Origin of the sequence: Sphingomonas sp. Sph1(2015) (assembly GCF_001970915.1) — a bacterium.
Classification (GTDB): Bacteria; Pseudomonadota; Alphaproteobacteria; order Sphingomonadales; family Sphingomonadaceae; genus Sphingomonas; species Sphingomonas parapaucimobilis.
Map to the genome: position 1 here is coordinate 39644 of NZ_MQUI01000012.1, position 19957 is coordinate 59600.

The 19957-nt window shown below is 67.3% G+C and carries 17 protein-coding genes and 1 tRNA gene; 9 read left to right on the top strand and 9 right to left on the bottom strand.

Annotated elements, in window-relative coordinates:
* Position 1 precedes the first annotated feature (1 nt).
* Complete coding sequence (locus tag BSZ14_RS07195) at positions 2 to 712, bottom strand: hypothetical protein (RefSeq protein ID WP_174435526.1); 711 nt, start codon at positions 710 to 712, stop codon at positions 2 to 4.
* Between the two features lie 231 nt (positions 713 to 943).
* Here BSZ14_RS07195 and BSZ14_RS07200 point away from each other — a divergent pair, with 231 nt between their 5' ends.
* From BSZ14_RS07200 to holA, 4 genes are read left to right on the top strand one after another with little or no spacing between them, the layout of a single operon-like run.
* Positions 944 to 1378, top strand: a complete 435-nt coding sequence (locus BSZ14_RS07200) for a DUF3576 domain-containing protein (protein ID WP_056439008.1) — start codon at positions 944 to 946, stop codon at positions 1376 to 1378.
* A gap of 12 nt (positions 1379 to 1390) precedes the next feature.
* On the top strand, positions 1391 to 3892 hold the full coding sequence (leuS, locus tag BSZ14_RS07205; RefSeq protein ID WP_076710399.1) for a leucine--tRNA ligase: 2502 nt from the start codon (positions 1391 to 1393) through the stop codon (positions 3890 to 3892).
* On the top strand, positions 3889 to 4416 hold the full coding sequence (lptE, locus tag BSZ14_RS07210) for an LPS assembly lipoprotein LptE (protein WP_042486871.1): 528 nt from the start codon (positions 3889 to 3891) through the stop codon (positions 4414 to 4416). The genes leuS and lptE overlap by 4 nt, the downstream gene beginning before the upstream one ends.
* A complete protein-coding gene (gene holA, locus BSZ14_RS07215; RefSeq protein WP_076710400.1) occupies positions 4413 to 5432 on the top strand; it encodes a DNA polymerase III subunit delta in 1020 nt (339 codons plus the stop codon). Before lptE ends, holA begins: the two co-directional genes overlap by 4 nt.
* Before the next feature lie 185 nt (positions 5433 to 5617).
* On the opposite strand, the gene ribA is transcribed toward holA, so the two are convergent.
* The 6 genes from ribA to BSZ14_RS07245 form a co-directional block, all read right to left on the bottom strand.
* Positions 5618 to 6670 (bottom strand): GTP cyclohydrolase II, encoded by a 1053-nt coding sequence (gene ribA, locus BSZ14_RS07220; protein WP_076710401.1) that lies wholly within the window; start codon positions 6668 to 6670, stop codon positions 5618 to 5620.
* Complete coding sequence (locus BSZ14_RS07225; RefSeq protein WP_076710402.1) at positions 6667 to 7449, bottom strand: exodeoxyribonuclease III; 783 nt, start codon at positions 7447 to 7449, stop codon at positions 6667 to 6669. Before BSZ14_RS07225 ends, ribA begins: the two co-directional genes overlap by 4 nt.
* A 258-nt stretch (positions 7450 to 7707) precedes the next feature.
* Positions 7708 to 8340, bottom strand: a complete 633-nt coding sequence (locus BSZ14_RS07230; RefSeq protein ID WP_409660298.1) for a LolA family protein — start codon at positions 8338 to 8340, stop codon at positions 7708 to 7710.
* 67 nt (positions 8341 to 8407) lie between these two features.
* Positions 8408 to 9808 carry a carbohydrate porin gene (locus tag BSZ14_RS07235; protein ID WP_076710403.1) on the bottom strand — a complete coding sequence of 467 codons (1401 nt, stop codon included), beginning with the start codon at positions 9806 to 9808 and terminating at the stop codon, positions 8408 to 8410.
* A gap of 206 nt (positions 9809 to 10014) precedes the next feature.
* Complete coding sequence (gene msrB, locus BSZ14_RS07240) at positions 10015 to 10488, bottom strand: peptide-methionine (R)-S-oxide reductase MsrB (RefSeq protein ID WP_076710404.1); 474 nt, start codon at positions 10486 to 10488, stop codon at positions 10015 to 10017.
* A gap of 22 nt (positions 10489 to 10510) precedes the next feature.
* Complete coding sequence (locus BSZ14_RS07245; RefSeq protein ID WP_076710405.1) at positions 10511 to 11167, bottom strand: DsbA family oxidoreductase; 657 nt, start codon at positions 11165 to 11167, stop codon at positions 10511 to 10513.
* A 477-nt stretch (positions 11168 to 11644) separates the two neighbouring features.
* On the opposite strand from BSZ14_RS07245, the gene BSZ14_RS07250 reads away from it, so the two are divergent.
* The gene (locus BSZ14_RS07250; RefSeq protein ID WP_076710406.1) at positions 11645 to 12394 is read left to right on the top strand and encodes an SDR family NAD(P)-dependent oxidoreductase; all 750 of its coding nucleotides are present in this window, start codon (positions 11645 to 11647) and stop codon (positions 12392 to 12394) included.
* On the opposite strand, the gene BSZ14_RS07255 is transcribed toward BSZ14_RS07250, so the two are convergent.
* Positions 12395 to 12892 (bottom strand): GNAT family N-acetyltransferase, encoded by a 498-nt coding sequence (locus BSZ14_RS07255; protein ID WP_198930468.1) that lies wholly within the window; start codon positions 12890 to 12892, stop codon positions 12395 to 12397.
* Positions 12893 to 12994: 102 nt separating this feature from the next.
* Here BSZ14_RS07255 and BSZ14_RS07260 point away from each other — a divergent pair, with 102 nt between their 5' ends.
* Positions 12995 to 13681 (top strand): hypothetical protein, encoded by a 687-nt coding sequence (locus tag BSZ14_RS07260; RefSeq protein ID WP_139330355.1) that lies wholly within the window; start codon positions 12995 to 12997, stop codon positions 13679 to 13681.
* A gap of 132 nt (positions 13682 to 13813) precedes the next feature.
* Here BSZ14_RS07260 and BSZ14_RS07265 read toward each other — a convergent pair.
* A tRNA-Gly gene (locus tag BSZ14_RS07265) sits at positions 13814 to 13888 on the bottom strand.
* Positions 13889 to 14019: 131 nt separating this feature from the next.
* Here BSZ14_RS07265 and BSZ14_RS07270 point away from each other — a divergent pair.
* The 3 genes from BSZ14_RS07270 to BSZ14_RS07280 all read left to right on the top strand — a co-directional run bounded on the left by BSZ14_RS07270 (position 14020) and on the right by BSZ14_RS07280 (position 19670).
* The gene (locus BSZ14_RS07270) at positions 14020 to 14781 is read left to right on the top strand and encodes an ImuA family protein (RefSeq protein WP_076710408.1); all 762 of its coding nucleotides are present in this window, start codon (positions 14020 to 14022) and stop codon (positions 14779 to 14781) included.
* Positions 14672 to 16225 carry a Y-family DNA polymerase gene (locus BSZ14_RS07275; RefSeq protein WP_241823675.1) on the top strand — a complete coding sequence of 518 codons (1554 nt, stop codon included), beginning with the start codon at positions 14672 to 14674 and terminating at the stop codon, positions 16223 to 16225. The genes BSZ14_RS07270 and BSZ14_RS07275 overlap by 110 nt, the downstream gene beginning before the upstream one ends.
* Before the next feature lie 151 nt (positions 16226 to 16376).
* Positions 16377 to 19670 (top strand): error-prone DNA polymerase, encoded by a 3294-nt coding sequence (locus BSZ14_RS07280; RefSeq protein WP_076710409.1) that lies wholly within the window; start codon positions 16377 to 16379, stop codon positions 19668 to 19670.
* The last annotated feature ends 287 nt before the right edge of the window (positions 19671 to 19957 follow it).

Genomic DNA, 19957 nt, shown 5'->3' on the forward strand with positions numbered 1-19957 from the left:
CTTAGAAGCGGAAGGCCGTTCCCAGATAGACCGCCTGGCTGTTGCGGCGATCGTCGTCGATCCGGGCCAGACGCTCGCGATCCGAGCGATAGCGGACACCCGCCGTCACATCGAGGTTGCGCGTCAGCGAATAGGAGCCGCCCATGTCGAGCGAGTAGCTGGACGGCATGTCGATCATCTTCGGCGCGCCGTCGATCGGGCGGTCGGTTGAGGCCTTGACGCGGCCGGTGAAGCGATTCGCAGTATAGCTGACCGCCACATCGGCACTTTCGCGGCTGCCTGGCAGGCCGGCCAGGTCGACGCGCGCGATATCACCCGACAGCGCAACCCGTTTCCAGCCGACCGAGACGCCGAGGTTATAGGAGATCGGGGCCAGACCGACGGTCGGCGCGGTGTTGGCGGCGACGCGTTCCTCGTTGGTGCGGCTGCTCTGCGCCCGCACCGCGACGGTCACGGGGCGGTTGACGCCGCGCTGGCTTTCCGCCGGGGTGAAGCGGAGGTCGCCCGCATCGAGCCCGCTCTTGGCGAAGATGGCGGCGAGCCGGGGGTCTGCGGCGGACGGGGTAAAACCGCCACGGCCGAGCAGGCTGAGTCCCCGTGCCTTGATCGGGTGCTTATTCTGATCGACCGCGCCGATGGCGGGCGCGACCATCGCAGTCGTGGCGGCCAGCGCCCCGATTGCGATTCCGATCACCACACGCCCGAACGACACGGCCCACCCCTTTTTTGAGACCCTTTTACAGGATTGCTCCTAACACGGAATCTGGCGTGAGCGATCCCATTGTTACGCACGCCATCGCGAATCTTGTCCGAGTGTTGCGCAACCTCCACAGAATCGGTCGTATCGTCGATGATGTCCCGGCGCTTGCCGGGGTGTCGGCACCCCTGTAGAGGCTATAGGCAACCCTTATTCCCGTCCTTCATCGCAGTCAGGATAATGCCGATGCTTCGCCGTTCCGCCACCGCGTTCGCGGTAATCGCCGCTTTGTCGCTCGGCGCCTGTGCCGGTAAGAAGGAGCGCCCGCAGGGTGACCTGGCCGCGTCGAAGATCACGACGATCGGCGTCAATTCCTATCTGTGGCGCGCCAGCCTCGACACGCTGAGCTTCATGCCGCTGGCCGAGACCGACTCCAACGGCGGCGTCATCGTCACCGACTGGTACGTCAACCCGCAGGTCCCGACCGAGCGGATGAAGGTCACCGTCACCATCCTGGACCAGGATCTGCGCGCCGATGCGCTGCGCGTCACCGCGCTGCGCGAAGTCAATCGCGGCGGCCAGTGGGTGGAAGCGCCGGTGCAGGCCGCGACCATCCAGAAGCTGGAAGACATCATCCTCACCAAGGCGCGCGACCTGCGCCGCGCCTCGATCACGAAGTAAAAGACCACCCGAATGGCCTCGCGTTACAATGCCCTGAAATCGGATTCGACCTGGCAGCGGATCTGGGAAGAGCGGCGCACCTTCGCCGCCGACGATCACAGCCCCAAGCCCCGGTCCTATGTCCTTGAGATGTTTCCCTATCCGTCGGGGCGCATCCATATGGGGCATGTCCGCAACTATACGATGGGCGACGTGCTGGCGCGCTATCGGCGGATGATCGGGCATGAGGTGCTCCACCCGATGGGTTGGGACGCGTTCGGCATGCCCGCCGAGAATGCCGCGATGGAGAAGGGCGTCCATCCTGGCGGCTGGACCCGCGACAATATCGCGACGATGAAGGCGCAGCTGAAGCGGCTGGGCTTCGCGCTCGACTGGACCCGCGAGATCGCGACCTGCGAGCCTGAGTATTACGGGCATGAGCAGGCGCTGTTCCTCGACCTGTATGCGGGTGGGCTGGTCTATCGCAAGGAATCGGCGGTCAACTGGGACCCGGTCGACATGACCGTGCTGGCCAACGAACAGGTGATCGACGGGCGCGGCTGGCGCTCGGGTGCGCTGGTCGAGAAGCGCAAGCTGAACCAGTGGTTCCTGAAGATCACCGACTTCGCCGATGAGCTGCTGGAGGGTCTGACCACCCTGGAGCATTGGCCCGACAAGGTGAAGCTGATGCAGGAGAACTGGATCGGCCGCAGCAAGGGCCTGCAGTTCCGCTTCGCGCCCGTCGCGCCCTTCGCGACGCCGATCGAGGTCTATTCGACCCGTCCCGACACCATCTTCGGGGCGAGCTTCGTCGCGATCGCGGCGGATCATCCGATCGCGCGCGAACTGGCCGAGACGAACGCCGACGCGGCGGCCTTTATCGAGCGTTGCAAGGCGGGCGGCACGACGGCGGCCGAACTGGAAACGCAGGAAAAGCTGGGCTTCGACACCGGCTATCGGATGCAGCACCCGATGGACGACAGCATCACGCTGCCCGTCTATATCGCGAACTTCGTGCTGATGGACTACGGCACGGGCGCCGTCATGGGCGTGCCCGCGCATGACCAGCGGGACCTGGATTTCGCGCGCAAATACGGCCTGAGCGTCACCCGCGTCGTCGCCGATGGCGACCTGACCGCGCCGGTGTTCGAGGGTGACACCGCCTATACCGGCAGCGGGAAACTGGTGAACTCGGGTCCGCTTGACGGCATGGAGGTCGAGGCCGCCAAGGCCGCCGTCATCGCCCGCGCCGAGGGTGAGGGCTGGGGCCAGGGCCAGACCGTGTACCGCCTGCGCGACTGGGGCGTCAGCCGCCAGCGTTACTGGGGCACGCCGATCCCGATCATCCACTGCGAGGATTGCGGTGCGGTGCCGGTGCCCAAGGACCAGCTGCCGGTGACCTTGCCCGAGGACGTGACCTTCGACGTGCCGGGCAATCCGCTCGACCGCCATGCGACGTGGAAGCATGTCGACTGCCCGACCTGCGGCAAGCCCGCCCGGCGCGAGACCGACACGCTCGACACCTTCGTCGATTCCTCCTGGTATTTCATCCGCTTCGCCAGCCAGCCCAAGGATCGCCCGTTCGATCCCGAGGTCGTGAAACAGTGGCTGCCCGTTGGGCAATATATCGGCGGCGTCGAGCATGCGATCCTGCACCTGCTCTATGCCCGCTTCTGGACGCGTGCGCTCAAGCATATCGGCCTGATCGACGTGGCGGAGCCGTTCGCGGGTCTGTTCACGCAAGGGATGGTCACGCACGAGAGCTACAAGTCCTCGGACGGCCGCTGGCTCGCCCCCGGAGAAATCCGCGACGGCATCGAGATCGCGACCGGCCAGCCGATCACGGTCGGCCGCGTCGAGAAGATGTCCAAGTCCAAGAAGAACACCGTCGATCCCGAACCCATCGTGGATCAATATGGTGCGGACGCGGTGCGCTGGTTCATGCTGTCCGACAGCCCGCCCGAGCGCGACCTGCCCTGGTCGGAATCGGGTATCGAGGGCTCGTGGCGCTTCGTTCAGCGCCTGTGGCGTCTGTTCGACGGCTCTGAAGCTGCCGAGGGTGAGGACAAGGCGCTTTCTCGGAAACTGCACCAGACCATCGCGGGCGTAGCGGCGGATATCGAGGCGCTGGCCTTCAACAAGGCCGTCGCCAAGCTCTATGAGCTGGTCAACGCCATCGAAAAGGCCAAGCCTTCCGCCGCGCGCAACGACGCGATCCGCACCACCATGCTGCTGGTCGCGCCGATGGTCCCGCACATGGCCGAGGAAGCCTGGGCCGGGATGGGGCAGGAGGGCCTGATCGCCGACGCCGCCTGGCCGGTGGTCGACGAAAGCCTGCTGGTCGAGGACGAAGTCACCGTCGCGGTGCAGGTCAACGGCAAGTTGCGCGACACGCTGACCGTCGCCAAGGGGTTGCCGAATGACCAGCTGGAGGCGACCGCGCTGGCGTCGGACAAGATCGTCCGCGCGCTTGACGGCGCTACCCCGAAGAAGGTGATCGTGGTGCCCGACCGTCTGGTGAACATCGTCGCATGAGCCGCGTCCTTCCCCTGATCGCCGCCGGTCTGGCGCTGACGCTGGGTCTGTCGGGCTGTGGGCTGCATCCGCTTTATGCGGGCGGCGGCTCCGGTCCGGTGGCCAATGCCCTGACGCAGATCGAGGTCGCGCCGATCCAGGGGAAGGCGGGCTGGCTGATGGCCAATGCGCTGAACGACCGGCTCGGCGGCAAGACGGGCAATGCCCGTTACCGTCTGGACGTGAAGCTGGACGACCAGATTCGCGGGCTTGGCGTGCGGCGCGACGACTCGGTGGTGCGCGAACGGCGTATCCTGCGCGCGCGCTATCAGCTGGTCGACCAGACGAGCAACGCGGTGCTGGTCGATGCCACCGCCGGATCGGATGCCGGGATCGACGTGGTCCGCTCGGAATATGCGACCATCGCGGCGGAAAACACTGCGCTGGAGCGGTTGTCGGTGATCGTGGCGGACGAGATCGTCGCGCGGCTGGCCACCTATGCCCGGTCGCGGCCCGGTGAGGCGATGGTGCCCGCGCGCCCGTGAAGGCTAACGCCAACCAGATTCGCCAGGCGCTGGGACGCCCCTCCGCCGACATCCGCCTCTATCTGCTCCACGGTCCCGACGAGGCGGGGGCAAGCGAACTGGCGCGAATCCTTGCCAAGGCCATGGGGCAGGATGCCGAGCGGATCGACCTGGACTCGGCCACGCTGAAAAGCGATCCCGCCCGCCTGACCGACGAGGCGGCGTCCATGTCGCTGTTCGGCGGCCCGCGCCACATCCGTATCGCCAGTGTCGGCGAGGAAGGGCTGGCGGCGTTCACCGCGCTGCTGGAGGCCGAGTCGGCGGGCAATCCGGTTGTCGCCATCGCCCCCACGGTCAAGACCACCGCCAAGATCGTGAAGCTGGCGCTCGATTCGCCGCGCGCGATGGCGTTCGGCTGTTATGCGCCGACCGCTGCCGATGCCGAGCGGCTGGCGACGACGATCGGCGGCGAGATGGGGCTGCGGCTGGCGGCGGGGGTGCCCGCCCGGCTGGTCGAGGCGGCGGCGGCCGACCGATCGGTGATGATGCGCGAACTGGAGAAGCTGGCGCTCTATCTCGACGCTGCACCCGACCGCCCGCGCGAGGTCGATCACGCCGCGATGGATGCGGTCGGCGCCGATCTGGGCGAGGTCGAGATGGGTGATGCGGTCGAGGCGGTGGTCGAGGGACGCGTGAGCGATCTGGGCGGCGAACTGGCGCTGCTCGATGAGGGCGGGGCGTCGCCGATTCCGTGGCTGCGCGCGCTGGCCCGGCGGCTGGTCGTGCTGGCCGAGATGCGTGCCGATATGGATGCGGGCGAACCGGTCGAGGCGGTGATGAAGCGCCACCGCGTCTTCTTCCGCGACGAGGCGAAGACGGCGCGCGCGCTGCGCCGCTGGACCCCTGCGATGCTGGCGCGCGCGATGGCGCGTATCCGGGCGGCCGAACGCGCGGTGATGGCACCGGGCAATGCCGGGGCGGTTCTGGCCGAGGCGGAGGCGACGATCATCGCGCAAGGGATCGCGCGGCGGGGATAAAGTTTAGAAGACAAGGATGATGTTCGCGCGGAGGCGCGGAGAACGCGGAGGTGTCTGGCTTGCGGCGACAGCGGCCCTCTTATCGCAACCAAGGTGAGAGTGTCTCAACTTGGCCCCGACCCATTCATCTCCGCGTCTTCGCGTCTCCGCGCGAACCATTCTTCTGAAAGAGCGCGATACACTCCTTAAAGCTGGTGCCCCGTCCGATCCCGCTTGGTGGCGAGATAGCGTTCGTTATGCGGATTGGGTGGCAGGCTGTGTGCGACCCGCTCGATCACCTGCACCCCCGCCGCGTTCAGCCCCGCGACCTTGGCCGGGTTGTTGGTCAGCAACCGCACTGTGTCCTGTCCCATCAGGGTCAGCATCCGCGCCGCCACGCCGAAGTCGCGGGCGTCGATCGCAAAGCCCAGCCGCGTATTGGCGTCGACCGTGTCGAAGCCCTGATCCTGGAGCTGGTATGCGCGCAGCTTGTTGACCAGCCCGATCCCACGCCCCTCCTGCCGCAGATAGAGCAGGATCCCCCAACCCGACTCGGCAATGGCATGGATCGCGGCATGAAGCTGCGGCCCGCAATCGCATTTCAGGCTGCCGAGCACATCGCCGGTAAGGCATTCGCTATGCAGGCGCACCAGCGGCGGCTGGCCATTGGGCTGGCCGATCAGCAGCGCGACATGCTCGCCCGCCGCATGGGGCGAGCGGAAGGCGACGATCTCCGCATTCTCCGCCCCCGCCACGGGCAGGCGGGCGCGGGTGGCGATGGCCAGCGCCTCGGCATCTTCGTGTGCGGCGATGTCGGCGAGCGAAATCGCCGCCTCCACGCCAGTTCCGCCGACGAAGAAGGCGGGCAGCATCCCGGCGATCCGGGCGAACCGGATCGCCGCCGCCGCGATCGCTGGATCGGGCAGGGGGAGGGCGCGGAACGGACCCTTGAGCGGGGTCGCCAGGTCGAATTGCGGGTCGGCCAGCGCGGTGGCGGCGGCAAAGTCGACCCAGGGTGCGCGCTCGACCAGCACGGCAGCGTCGGGATCGGCCGCCTCCAGCTGGTTGGTCAGCTTCAACGTCGCGGCGCGACCGGCGGAGATCAGGACGGGCGCACGGGCCTCGGGATCGAAGGCGGCGAGGCGTAACGGATCGGCCGTCTCGACCGCGAGCAGCGCCTGGCCCGCAATCGCGATCGGCCAGCCCCGGCGTAGCGCATCGATCGCACGCGCCGCCGCCTTGGAGTCGGGAAGGCTCAAAAATCGAATTCCGTCATGATCGGGATATGGTCGGAGGGTTTCAGCCAACTGCGGCACGGCTCGAACACCTGATGCGACACCGCCTTTTCGGCCACGTCGCGCGTCGCCCACATATGATCGAGCCGCCGCCCGCGATCCGACGCCGCCCAGTCCTTCGCGCGGTAGCTCCACCAGGTATAGAGACGCTGCGGCGCGGGGATGAAGTGGCGGCCGAGGTCGACCCAGTCGTTCGACGCCTGGAGCCTGGCCAGCGTCTCGACCTCGATCGGGGTATGGCTGACCACGTCGAGCAGCTGCTTGTGGCTCCACACGTCCGATTCGAGTGGCGCGATGTTGAAGTCGCCGGTCAGGATCGTCGGACAATCGAGCTGGCCCGACCATTCGATCATACGGCCGAGAAAATCGAGCTTCTGGCCGAATTTTGGGTTCACCTCACGGTCGGGCACGTCGCCGCCCGCCGGGATGTAGACATTCTCCAGCCGCACCCCGTTCGGCAACCGGATGCCGACATGCCGCGCCTCGGCATTGGCCTGCCAGTCGAGGCGGTCGTCCTCGGTGATCGGCACCTTCGCCACGATGGCGACGCCGTGGTGCATCCGCTGGCCGTGGATGATGATGTGGTCGTAACCCAGCGACCGGAACAGGTCGAAGGGGAAGTCGTCATCGACCACCTTCGTCTCCTGCAGACACAGCACATCGGGTGCGGCCTCCGTCAGGAATTGCTCGACGATCGCGGCGCGGAAACGCACCGAATTGATGTTCCAGGAGGCGATTTTCACGAAACGCGATGTAGCGGGGGCAGGGGGGTGAGACAAGATTACCTGACCCCCATTCCTCCCCTGCAAGGGGAGGGATGAACAAAAGGAAAGGCCCCCGCTCCGGGGGCATGGAGCGAGGGCCGACCTAGCGTTCGTCACGCAGGCGGGATGAGGGTGCTTGTTCGAGCAACAGGGGGGAATCTCGAACGCCCCTCAACCGCAACACCTTGATAGGGCAGCGAACCTGTCGCCCGGATGAATGAAACGGCCCGCCAGCGTTCAGTTACGGGTCGGGGTCCTCCGTGGGTCGTTGAATCGGAACGCCTTGTCGTCGACCGGCACCCCGAATCGCTGGTTGGACAGGCGAATCGTCGTCCGGTTGTTCTGGCTGTCGAGCGCGACCCAGCCCTGCATCATCAACCCGCCCGGCGCGGCGGCGTCACGCGCGAAGACCAGAGTGATCTTGCCGTACTCGGGATGCTTGGGATCGTTCGCCTCGACCGAGAGCAGGCGCGGGTCGGCGCTAGGCACAACCTTGGCATAGCGGCCGATGTCACGGGAAGGATCGAGCAGCACGCCCAGCGGCGAGTTCTTGATCGGCCAGCGCTGCACCTGCTTGACCGAATAATCGATGAAGGTCAGCGCGCCGCCATCGGCGACGATCAGCAGGGGCACGCCCTTTTCATACTGAAACCGGATCTTGCCCGGTTTCTTCATGGTCAGCGTGCCGGTCAGCACCTTGCCCGCCCGGTCGGTCTGGGTGAAGTCGGCGGTCATGGTCTGCACCGATTGCAGGTGACGCTGCACCGCCGCCAGATCGCCGGTGCCTTGCGCGAAGGCGGGCACGGGGGCGGCGACCATCGCCATGGCGGTCGGCGCCAGCAGGGCGGACGCCATCATCGAACGGATCATCAAATCACTCCTTTGGGCACGCCTGTCCTTGCGCACCGCCTATTGAACGGGTCGTGAATTCTCAGGCTTACAGGGTGAAGGCGGCCTTCAGCCCCAATATGGTGACGTCATCGGCCTGCGCATAGCCGCCGGGATGGTGGACGAACTGGACGTTGGGCCGCATCTCCAGCCATTCGGCGGGGTGGATGCTGTAATAGACTTCGGCGGCATATTCGGAGCCCTGCACGGCGGGCCGGGTCGGATCGAGTCGCTGGCCATCGGCAACCCGGTTGTTCACATGGGTCCGCGCCACGCCGAAGCCCAGCACGTCGCCGGGCACGGCGGGGACCAGCCCCTTGTAGAACAGGCCCGCCGCGACCTGATTGTCGGTCACGCTGGTCGCGCGGTCGGCCTGGGTCGCGTTCAGGAAGACGCTGAGGCCGTTCTCCGCCTTGCCGTCCTTGGTTTCGCCGGTCAGCTGCTGCTGGATGTTGATATAGACGCCGTAGCGGCTGCTGCGTTCCAGCGGGGCCAGTCCGGTGATCGCGATCGGACGGCGATTGATATCGAGGAAGACGTCAGGCGCATCCGCCGTCGCGATCCAGCCGCCGAGCTTGTACGATCCGATCCGCCCGGCGGTCGCGTTACGAATCCAGCCCACCTCGGCGGGGACCAGCACGCCGGTTGCGCCCTTGAAGTGGCCGATGAAGAAATCATTGTCGAGGTTACGCGGATTGATCTCATAGACCGCGCCTTGGACGTACAGATCGTCGCGCGGTTCGTAGCGCAGCCGCGCCCCCCACTGGCTGACCGGCCAGTTCTGCCAATAGTCGCCGACCAGATTGCCGGGCTGCGCACCGCAGAAGCTGAGGTTCATGAAGTGGCACGAGAAAATCGCGAAATCCTCGCCCGGATTGGTGCGGCCCAGCTTCAGCTCGAAGCGATCGCCGATCCGTTGTTCGTACCAGAACTGGGTCAGGCGCAGCGTCTGGCCGCGCCCATAGACCTCCTGCACCTGTTGCAGCGTGCCCAGATTCGCATCGTCGCTGAGGTTGCGACCGCGACGATAGGTCAGCGTGGCCTGAAACGCGCCGCCTTTCAGCCCCATTACCTTTTCCAGATCGAACAGCGCGCCCGCGTCGAACTGCCCCGTCTCGCGGAACAGAGTCTTGCGACCGCCCGTGACGTTGGCGGCGCTTTCGGAGGCATAGCGCGCGGTGACGGTGATGCCGCGTTCGTTCAGCCGGGTGCGGATATCGTGCCAGTCGCCGATGATCCCCGGCGGCGGCGTGCGCCGGGTGTCGGCGGTGATCGCCGAGGGTGCGCTGTCGGAAGGGCGAACCGGGCGGCGGCGGGTGGGCGTACGCTGCGTATCCCCGGCGGCGGCATCGGGGGTGACACGCGCGGCGGTCGGCACGGGATCGGTGGTCTGCTGGGGCGCCAGGGGGGCCGCCATCAGCAGCGGCGTCCAGATCATCGTCGTCAGCATCGCCCCTCTTTCCCGAACCTTATCGTTGCGGAAGCCAAACGATCGGACGGGCAAAAGGTGCCGTAAACGTCAATCCTCCCCGGCACGGGGAGGGGGACCGCCGCGAAGCGGTGGTGGAGGGGGCGTGCCACTAAGCGAGTCGCTTGTGGAAGCCCCCCTCCGTCAGGCTTTCAGCCTGCCACCTCCCCGTACCGGGGAGGAATTACTCAGCCCTGCTCGGCCGCGCGGACCTGATCCACGTAATCGCCATAGCCTTGCGCTTCCATATCCCCCAGGGGCACGAAGCGCAGCGAGGCCGAGTTGATGCAGTAGCGCAAACCCCCACGATCGCGCGGGCCGTCGGGGAAGACATGGCCCAGATGGCTGTCGCCATGCGCCGAGCGGACTTCGGTGCGGACCATGCCGTGCGTGGTGTCGCGCAGCTCGTTGACATGGGCGGGTTCGATCGGCCGGGTGAAGCTGGGCCAGCCGCAATGCGAATCGAACTTGTCGGCCGATGCGAACAGCGGCTCGCCCGAGACGATGTCGACATACAGGCCCGGCTCGCGAGTGTGGAGATATTCGCCGGTGCCGGGGCGCTCGGTGCCGCTTTCCTGCGTCACATAATATTGCTCGGGGGTCAGCTTCGCGAGCGCTTCCTCGGTCTTGGCATAACGGGTGTCGGGGCGGGTGTCGGCCATGGGGACTGTCCTTTCCGTGAAATCAGGCAGCAGCAGGTTCGGCGGCGATCTGGCGCAGCGCCTGCTCGAAGGATTCGGGCGGCTGTCCGCCCGAGATGAGATAGCGATTGTCGATCACGATGGCGGGCACCGACTGGATGCCGCGCCCCTGCCACAGCCGCTCCGCCTCGCGCACTTCGGCGGTGTAGTGGTCGGACGACAGGATTGCGGCGGCTTCGTCGGCATCCAGCCCGGCGCGGGTAACGGCGGCGATCAGCACGTCATGGCTGGAGATATCCTCGCCCCGCGTGAAATAGCTGTCGAACAACGCGTGCTTCAGCGCCGCCTGCTGCCCTCCGATCTCCGCCCAATGGAGCAGCCGGTGCGCGTCGAAGCTGTTATAGATGCGCGCATCGTCGCCCATCGCCATGGTGAAGCCGACTGAGGCCGCCCGCTCGCGGATAGTGGCGCGGTTGGCGGCGGACTGTTCGGGCGTCGCGCCATATTTGCGGCCGATATGCTCGACGATATTCTCGCCCTCGGGCGCCATGGCGGGGTTCAGCTCGAAGGGCTGGAAATGGATATCCGCCTCGACCGTATCGCCCAATCGCTCCAGCGCGATCTCGAGCCCGCGCAGCCCGATGATGCACCAGGGGCAGGAAATGTCGGAGACGAAATCGATACGAAGGCGGCGGGGCATGGAAAGTCCTGGCTGAAGCGACCCCAGACCGGCCGCCCCGCCTATGTGGGAGGGCGATCCGGCCCCCGCAACCGTGGCGCTACCAACGGACCCGGACCCAGCTGTCCACCGCCTCGTCCTCCGGGCTGGGATAGACGGCGCGGACCGTCGCGGAGCCATCCGCCTTGGTCGGTGCCCCGGTCAGCACGGGCCGGAAATCGCACAACCCGCCCTGTGCGCGAGGGAAGGGGCCACGCCAATGGTCCCCGGCGATTCGTCGCGGCTGGCCTGATCGATAGTCCATGCCTGTCCTCTCCCGGTGCCGATCATGCCGCCATCCGGGCATCCCGGCCATCCGGGAAAAGCCCGGTATTTCTATCACTTGGGTAAGTGGTGGGAACAGAGGCCGGTCTTGCCGCCTTGTGCACCGCGCGCGCTTTGCCATGTCCGGCCCCGCCGGATACCAGCAGGCGAACCGCTTGAGAGGGAGTTGGACGGATGACGAAGACAGTTCTGGTGACGGGCGCGACCGCCGGGATCGGGGCGGGCACCGCGCGGGCCTTTGTCGCGGCGGGGTGGCGGGTGATCGGTACGGGCCGTCGCGCCGACCGGCTCCAGGCGCTGGCCGACGAACTGGGCGATGCGTTCCACCCGCTGGCCTTCGACATCACCGATGAGGAGGCGCTCGACGCCGCGCTGGGCGGTTTGCCGGAGGATTTCGCCGCGATCGACCTGCTCATCAACAATGCCGGCCTCGCGCTCGGCACCAAGCCCGCCCAGGACAGCGATCTGGCCCAGTGGCGCACGATGATCGCGACCAATATCGACGGCCTCATCACCATCACCCACCGGCTGCTGCCCGGCCTGATCGCGCGGCGCGGGGGGATCATCAACCTGTCCTCGGTCGCGGCGAACTATCCCTATACCGGCGGCAACGTCTATGGCGGGACCAAGGCGTTCGTGAAGCAATTCTCGCTGAACCTGCGCGCCGACCTGCACGGCAAGGGGGTGCGCGTCACCTCGATCGAGCCGGGCATGGTCGAGACCGAGTTCACCACCATCCGCACCGGCGGCGACCAGGCGGCGTCGGACGCGCTCTATGCGGGCTCGGACCCGATGACGGCGGACGACATCGCCGCGACCCTGCTCTGGGTCGCCGAGCTGCCACCGCACCTGAACATCAACCGGCTGGAACTGATGCCGGTCAGCCAGTCCTTTGCGGGCTTTCAGGTCGCGCGGGCGGAGTGACTATAGCGGTCGGTGCATCACCAAGGCATCGACCGGCCCCAGGCGCGGGTGCCGGAACGCCCCCGGCACCCGTCCGACCGTCGCAAAGCCCAGCGCCGTCCACAGATGCACGGCGGCCGCGTTGCTGGCGACCACGAAGTTGAACTGCATCGCGGCAAAGCCCCGCGCACGGGCTTCGTCGAAGGAATGCACGGCCATCGCCCGCGCCACCCCTCGCCCGCGTGCGGCGGGGCCGGTCATGTACCCCGCATTGGCGACATGGCGGCCGCCGCCCGCCTGATTGGCGCGCAGATAATAGGTGCCCAGGATGGCGCCGTCCTCCTCGAATACGAAGACCGTTTTGTCGTCGCCGAACCAGTAAGCGAGCGCCGCGTCCTCCGACATCGCCGGGTCGAGCGCATAGGTCTCACCCGCCCGGATCACCGGCAGGATGATCGCCGCGATGGCGGCCGCGTCGTCGGACTGGGCGGGGCGGATGCATCCTCTTGTTTCCGACAATATAGACAATCCTGAATCTTCCCGGATGTTCGATGCTTTGGCCCTCCTCCTAACGCCTGGAACGGGAGGAACGACATGCCATTTCCACAAGATATTCGCAGGATGTTGCTGGCCAGAGCGGAGCAGGATGTCCGCCGCTGGTGTTGCCCCAGGGAGCAGCGAGTCGATCAAGGCCGTCATCCCGACACGCATTGGCTGGCGGTCTTTTCAGGCCAGGTGGAAGCGAATGACGCCCGCCAGTTCCTGTCGACGTTTCTATTGACCCAGTTCGTCGCCTGGGACCGTGCGGGTGTGGCGGCAGCTATCATGACGATCCATGCAGCGGATGCGTTCGACCCGTGCGTGGATATCCCCCATTGGGCGGACAGGCTGCCGATTTCGAGGGGGCAGCGGCGCCAATATAGCTCGGCAGCCAGCAAGATTGCGACCTTTGCCCGGCCCCGCGACGAAATCCATATCTGGGATCGATTGGCCAGCCGGGCGGCGCGCCATCGCGATTGGGTGCGCAATGGACGTGTCGGAGCGCAATATCTCGGGCGGCCTTACGGTGCCGATGGCCGTCATGATTATCCCGCCTTCTGGCGAGCCTGCGATCAGGCGCGACAGGAAGAACGAGAGAAAACCGATTTTCAGCAGGTGCGCGACCGACTGATCGCCGATTTTCGCCATGGGGCGGGCGGGGATGTCATGGCCGATCCGGTTCGGGTTCCCGATTCCTTCATCGAACGCCGCTTGCTGGACAAGCTGATGTTCTGGGAAGGCACCTTGTTGGAAAGCCGCCCCCTCTGAAGATCGGGCAAAGGCCTCGGTAGAATGCCGGGGCCTTTCGACACATGGCTAATTCGTGTGAAATAGCGAATATCGTTCGTGCGGAAAGATTGGATCGTCTGACGACCCGAGCGATCTCGCCTGAGAGATCGCTGGAGCGGGCGAAGGGATTCGAACCCTCGACCCCAACCTTGGCAAGGTTGTGCTCTACCCCTGAGCTACGCCCGCTCTGGCGTTCCGAACCGGCTGACCGGCTGGGGTGAGGCGGGCTATTAGATGTGGGTTTCGAATCCGGCAAGCACTTTTTTCAATTTTTTTACGGCTGGCGACTCCGATCATAGAACATTACAAGAACATATATGGAGGAGCCCTTCGCCCTGATCGACCGTCTGCGCCGCGCCGCCGCTTTGGTGGCGGAAGGTACGGATGGCGGGGTGGAGTCGGGGCGGGGCTTCGAGCTGCGGCTGGCCGTTGCACAACTCCATGAAATCCATGCGCTTTCGTTGGAAGAGGCGGCAAGCGGCGCGGGGCTGGCGCTGGGCTGTGCGCTGACGGTGGGGGCGCGGCCGATCCTGTGGCTGCGCACCGAGGCGGCCGAGCGGCAGGGCGGGCGACTCCATGGGCCGGGGCTGGTGGCGATGGGGCTCGATCCCGCCGATCTGGTCGTGGTGGTGGTCGCCGATGATGCCGCGCTGTTGCGCGCGGCCGCCGATAGCGCGCGCTGTCCGGGGCTGGGCACGGTGATCGCAGAGGGCTGGGGGGTGATGCGCGGGCTGGACCTGACCGCGTCGCGGCGGCTGATGCTGGCGGCGGAAGCCTCGGGCGTGCTGATGCTGGTGCTGCGCGTCGGGGGGCAGGTCGTGCCCAGCGCAGCGGCGACCCGCTGGTCGGTCGCGTCGGCCCCCTCGCGGGCGCTGGCGGCCGACGCGCCGGGAGTACCGGCCTATGATCTGGAATTGCTGCGCCGAAGGGGAGGGCCTGCGGGCGCCCGGTGGCGCGTGGAGTGGAACCGTGACACGCAAAGCTTCGATCCCGCGCCGCTATCTGGCGCTCGTCTTCCCCTGGTTGCCGATCGAGCGGTTGCGGGCGCGCCGCCCGCACCTGTTCGTGGCGCGGGATGAGGCGCCGATCGCCTTTGCCGAATCGGTCGGCGGCGCGATTCGCCTCGCCGCCCTCAACGCCCCGGCGGCCGCGGCCGGGCTGTCGGTCGGGTTGACGCTGGCCGATGCGCGCGCGCGGGTGCCCGAGGTCGAGATTTACCCGCACGATCCTGCCGCCGATGCCGACTGGCTGGAGAGATTGGCCGAGGGCGTGCGGCGCTATAGCCCGGCGGTGGCGCTCGACCCGCCGCAGGGGCTGGTGCTCGATTCGGGCGGCGCGGATCATCTGTTCGGCGGCGAGCGCGGGCTGGCCGAGGATATCGAGACGCGGATGGCGCGGCGGGGCCTGACCGTGCGGCTGGCCTATGCCGACACGCCAGAGGCGGCGCGGGCGTTGGCGCGCCATGCGGGGGCACCGGCGCCCGACGAGATGGGAGCGATCCGCCGCCTGCCCGTCGCCGCGCTGGAACTGGACGAGGATGCCAGCGCGGCGTTGATCGCGGCGGGATTGAAATCGGTCGGCGAGGTGCTGGCGCGGCCGATGGCGACGATCGCGGCGCGCTTCGGGCGGGAGGCGGCGACCGCGCTCCGGCGGCTGACCGGGGAGGAGGACAGCCCGTTGACCCCGCGCGTCGTGGCTGCGCCGATCGGCGTGGAGCGGCGCTTTGCCGAGCCGGTGGCGCGGACCGAGCATATGCTGGGCGTGCTGGAGGAACTGACGGGGGAAGCGGCACGCGCGCTGGAGGAGCGGCACGAGGGCGGGCGACGCTGGGACGCGCGGCTGTTCCGTTCGGATGGCGAGGTGCAGCATCTGCGGGTCGAGACGGGGCAGCCGACCCGCGATCCCGCCGTGCTGCTCCGGCTGTTCCGCGAGCGGATCGAGGCGCTGGCCGATCCGCTCGACCCCGGTTTTGGATACGACCTGATCCGGCTGGATGTGGGGCTCGCCGAAAAGCTGGACGCGGTGCAGCTTCGGCTGGAGGGCGGCGAGGCCAAGTCGGAGGCGGTGGCGGCGCTGATCGACCGGCTGGGCACACGCCTGGGGCGCGAGCGGGTGCGACGGATCCATCCACGCGACAGCCATATGCCCGAACAGGCCGAACTGCTCCTGCCCGCGACCGATCCCGCGCCCAAGGCCGAATGGACCCGGCCCGAGCCGGGGGAGCCGCCCCTGCGTCCGATTCACCTGTTCGATCCGCCCCAGCCGATCGAGTCGCTCGCCGCCGAAACGCCGGATGGCCCCCCGGCGCGGTTTCGCTGGCGGCGGAAAATGCATGACGTGGCGCGCGCCGAGGGGCCGGAGCGGATCGCGGGCGAATGGTGGCGCCGCGCCGACATGGCCCCGCCGACGCGCGACTATTACCGGGTCGAGGATGTGCGCGGGCGGCGCTTCTGGATCTTCCGCCATGGTCTGTACAGCGAGACCGAGCGGCCGCGCTGGTATGTCCACGGGCTGTTCGCGTGAGGGGATATCGCCACGATCCTCCCCGGCACGGGGAGGTGGCAGCGCGGAGCGCTGACGGAGGGGGCGCGCCGCTGGGGACGTCCCTTGCCGCACGCCCCCTCCACCATGCTGCGCATGGTCCCCCTCCCCTTGCAGGGGAGGATAAGGGTAAGTGACGGACTTCGCCGAACTGGTCGCGGCAACGCATTATTCCTTCCTCGACGGTGCAAGTTCGGCGGAAGCGATGGTCCGGCAGGCGATCCTGCTGGGGCTGGACGGAATCGGCATTGCCGACCGCAACACGGTGGCGGGGGTGGTGCGGGCACACCGGGCGCTGCGGGAAATCCGCGAGAAGCTGGGCGACCGGATGCCGCCGTTCGAACTGGTCGTCGGCGCGCGCCTGGTCTTTGCCGATGGGACGCCGGACATCGTCGCCTATCCGGTCGACCGGACGGGCTGGGGGCGGCTGACCCGGTTGCTCACGACGGGCAACAAGCGCGCACGCAAGGGCGGCTGCATCCTGGGGCTGGGCGACCTGACCCGTCATGCCGAGGATCTGCTGCTGATCGCGCTCCCCCAGTCGAGCGCACGGCCCTGCGAGCCGATGACGGACGCGATGCTGCCCCCGAGGCGCGCCGATCCGGGGCTGGCGGCGACGCTCGACCGGCTGGTGGCAGTGGCGCCGGGGCGGGTCTGGCTGGGCGTGACCATGCCACGATCGGGGGCGGACCGGCGGCGGCTGATGACCCATGCCGCGCTGGCCGGGGCGCGGGGCATCCCCCTGCTCGCCACCACCGATGCGCTGTCCGCCTCACCCGCCGACCGTCCGGTACAGGATGTACTGACCTGCATCCGCGAAGGGCTGACCGTCCGTACCGGGGGGCGGCGGCTGGCGGCCAATGCCGAGCGGCATCTGAAACCCGGTGCCGAGATGGCGCGCCTGTTCGCCGACCGGCCGGACGCGGTGGCGCAGAGCAGGGCGATCCTCGACCGGATCGCCTTCCGGCTGGATCACATCTCCTATCAATATCCCGACGAGCCGATCCCGCGAGGGTGGGATGCACAGGACTGGCTGGAGGAACTGGTCCGGCGCGAAGCCGCGGAGCGCTATCCGAATGGCGTGGCCGCCAAGCTGCGCGCGCTGCTGGACGAGGAACTCGCGCTCATCCGCCGGTGCGGCTATGCGCATTATTTCCTGACCGTACACGATATCGTCCGTTTCGCGCGGACACGGAAGCCGCCCATTCTCTGCCAGGGGCGCGGATCGGCGGCCAATTCGGCAGTCTGCTGGGTCCTGGGCGTCACCTCGGTCGATCCGGTCCGATATGACCTGTTGTTCTCGCGCTTCGTATCGGAGGAACGGCGCGAGCCGCCCGATATCGACATCGATTTCGAGCATGAGCGGCGCGAGGAGGTGATCCAGTATATCTATGACCGCTATGGTCGCCACCGCGCCGCCATCGCCGCCACCGTCATCCATTACCGCCCGCGCAGTACGGTGCGCGAAGTCGGCCGCGCACTGGGGCTGAGCGAGGATGTGACGCAAAGGCTGACCAGCACCGTCTGGGGCAGCTTTTCCAGGCAGTTCGAGGAGAAGCGGTTCCACGAAACCGGCTTCTCGCCCGACAATCCCGAGATCGCCCGGCTGCGCACGCTGGTCGACCGGCTGCTCGGCGCACCGCGGCATCTGTCGCAGCATGTCGGCGGCTTCGTGCTGACCCAGGGAAGGCTGGACGAGACGGTGCCGATCCATAACGGCGCGATGGAGGGGCGGACCTTCATCGAATGGGACAAGGACGATATCGACGAACTGAAGATCATGAAGGTCGACATATTGGCGCTGGGGATGCTGACCTGCATCCGCAAGGCGTTCGACCTGATGGCGGTGAACGGGCTGCCGCGTCCCGACCTCGACACGCTGGCGCAGGACGAGGACCCGGCCGTCTACAAGATGCTGCAACGGGGCGACAGCATCGGCGTGTTCCAGGTGGAAAGCCGCGCGCAGATCAACATGCTGCCCCGGCTGAAGCCACGCGAATTCTACGACCTGGTCGTGCAGGTCGCGATCGTCCGGCCGGGACCGATCGAGGGCGACATGGTCCATCCCTATCTGCGGCGGCGGGCGCAAAAGGAGGCAGTGACCTATCCCTCGCCGCATCCCGATCACGGCCCGGCGGACGAACTGCGCACCCTGCTCGGCAAGACGTACGGCGTACCGCTGTTCCAGGAACAGGCGATGAAGCTGGCCATCACCGCCGCCAGGTTCACTCCCGACGAGGCCAACCAGCTTCGCCGCGCCATGGCGACGTTCCGCAAGGTCGGGGGGATGGATAATTTCCAGCAGAAGATGGTCGGCGGCATGGTGGCGCGCGGCTATGATCCCGAATTCGCCGAACGCTGTTTCAAGCAGATCGAGGGGTTCGGCTCTTACGGCTTTCCCGAAAGCCATGCGCTGTCCTTCGCGCGGCTGGTCTATGTTTCGGCCTGGCTGAAATGCCACCAGCCCGCGATCTTCACCTGCGCGCTGCTGAATGCGCAGCCCATGGGATTCTATGCGCCCGCCCAGCTGGTCCGCGACGCGCGCGAGAACGGCAAGGTCGAGGTGCGGCCGGTCGATGTGAATGCCAGCGGCTGGGACAATCGGCTGGAGCGGCGAGAGGATGGCCGGTTCGCGCTGCGCCTGGGCTTTCGGCAGGTCGATAGTTTTCGTGAGGCCTGGGGCACGGACATTGCGGATCACGCCCCCTATGAGACCATCGAGTCGGTCGCGATCCGGGCGCAGCTGCCGCGCCGTGCGCTCGACCTGCTGGCGCAGGCCGATGCCTATCGCTCGCTGGGCAGCGGACGGCGCGAGGGGCAGTGGGAGGCGCGGCGGATGAAGTCGGCGCAACTGCCGCTGTTCGCCGCGATGGCGGCCCCCGAAATGGCCGCCGAACCCGCTGTCGCGCTGCCGCCCATGCCGCTGGCCGAACAGGTCAGCGCCGATTACCGGGCGATGCGACTGTCGCTGAAGGGCCATCCCATGGCGTTCCTGCGCCGCGAACTGGCGGGGGAGGGGGTGCTCTGCGCCGCCGACCTCCACCATCTGGCCGATGGGCGGCGGGCCAAGGTGGCGGGGGTGGTGCTGGTCCGCCAGCGGCCGGGCAAGGGCAATGCGATCTTCGTCACGATCGAGGACGAGACGGGCATCGTCAACGCGCTGCTATGGGCGCGCGATTTCGAGGCGAACCGGCGCGCGGTGATGGCCTCGCGACTGATACTGATCCATGGCGTCGTCCAGCGCAGCGAGGAGGGTGTGGTCCATCTGATGACCGCTGGCGTCGAGGATCGCAGCGCGATGCTGACCCGGCTGGAGGACGTGCCCGTCGCCGCCACCCGCTCGCACGATCCGCGTGGGGCTCCGGCACCGCGTGGCGTCCATCCCCGCGATGTCCGCCTGCTGCCGCGATCACGGGATTTCCATTAGAGTTGAAAGCGATCAGCATTGCACGGTTTTAGCCCCTCCCCTGAAGGGGAGGAGTTGGGGTGGGGCATCGCCATGGGCGTTTCGCTTGCGCAAGCGCCCCACCCCCGGCCCCTCCCCTGAAGGGGAGGGGTGAGCAGAGTTGATCGTTTTCGACTCCAGGGGCAATTGCCATTCGGATTGTTTTGCTAACCCTCTCCCCTCAGAGAGGGGCGAGGGAAGGGTGGCCTCGCCCTGTCCTGCAGAGAAAGAAGGATGTGGGACATTCCCGCCCGGACGTACCGATTTAT

What these genes read in the sequence shown, in the direction of transcription:
- BSZ14_RS07250 (WP_076710406.1), top strand. Translation starts at nt 11,645, where the DNA reads ATGACGAAGACAGTTCTGGTGACGGGCGCGACCGCCGGGATCGGGGCG.
- BSZ14_RS07235 (WP_076710403.1), bottom strand. Translation starts at nt 9,808, where the DNA reads ATGCTGACGACGATGATCTGGACGCCGCTGCTGATGGCGGCCCCCCTG.
- BSZ14_RS07270 (WP_076710408.1), top strand. Translation starts at nt 14,020, where the DNA reads ATGGAGGAGCCCTTCGCCCTGATCGACCGTCTGCGCCGCGCCGCCGCT.
- leuS (WP_076710399.1), top strand. Translation starts at nt 1,391, where the DNA reads ATGGCCTCGCGTTACAATGCCCTGAAATCGGATTCGACCTGGCAGCGG.
- msrB (WP_076710404.1), bottom strand. Translation starts at nt 10,488, where the DNA reads ATGGCCGACACCCGCCCCGACACCCGTTATGCCAAGACCGAGGAAGCG.
- BSZ14_RS07260 (WP_139330355.1), top strand. Translation starts at nt 12,995, where the DNA reads ATGTTGCTGGCCAGAGCGGAGCAGGATGTCCGCCGCTGGTGTTGCCCC.
- lptE (WP_042486871.1), top strand. Translation starts at nt 3,889, where the DNA reads ATGAGCCGCGTCCTTCCCCTGATCGCCGCCGGTCTGGCGCTGACGCTG.
- BSZ14_RS07245 (WP_076710405.1), bottom strand. Translation starts at nt 11,167, where the DNA reads ATGCCCCGCCGCCTTCGTATCGATTTCGTCTCCGACATTTCCTGCCCC.
- BSZ14_RS07200 (WP_056439008.1), top strand. Translation starts at nt 944, where the DNA reads ATGCTTCGCCGTTCCGCCACCGCGTTCGCGGTAATCGCCGCTTTGTCG.
- BSZ14_RS07230 (WP_409660298.1), bottom strand. Translation starts at nt 8,340, where the DNA reads ATGATCCGTTCGATGATGGCGTCCGCCCTGCTGGCGCCGACCGCCATG.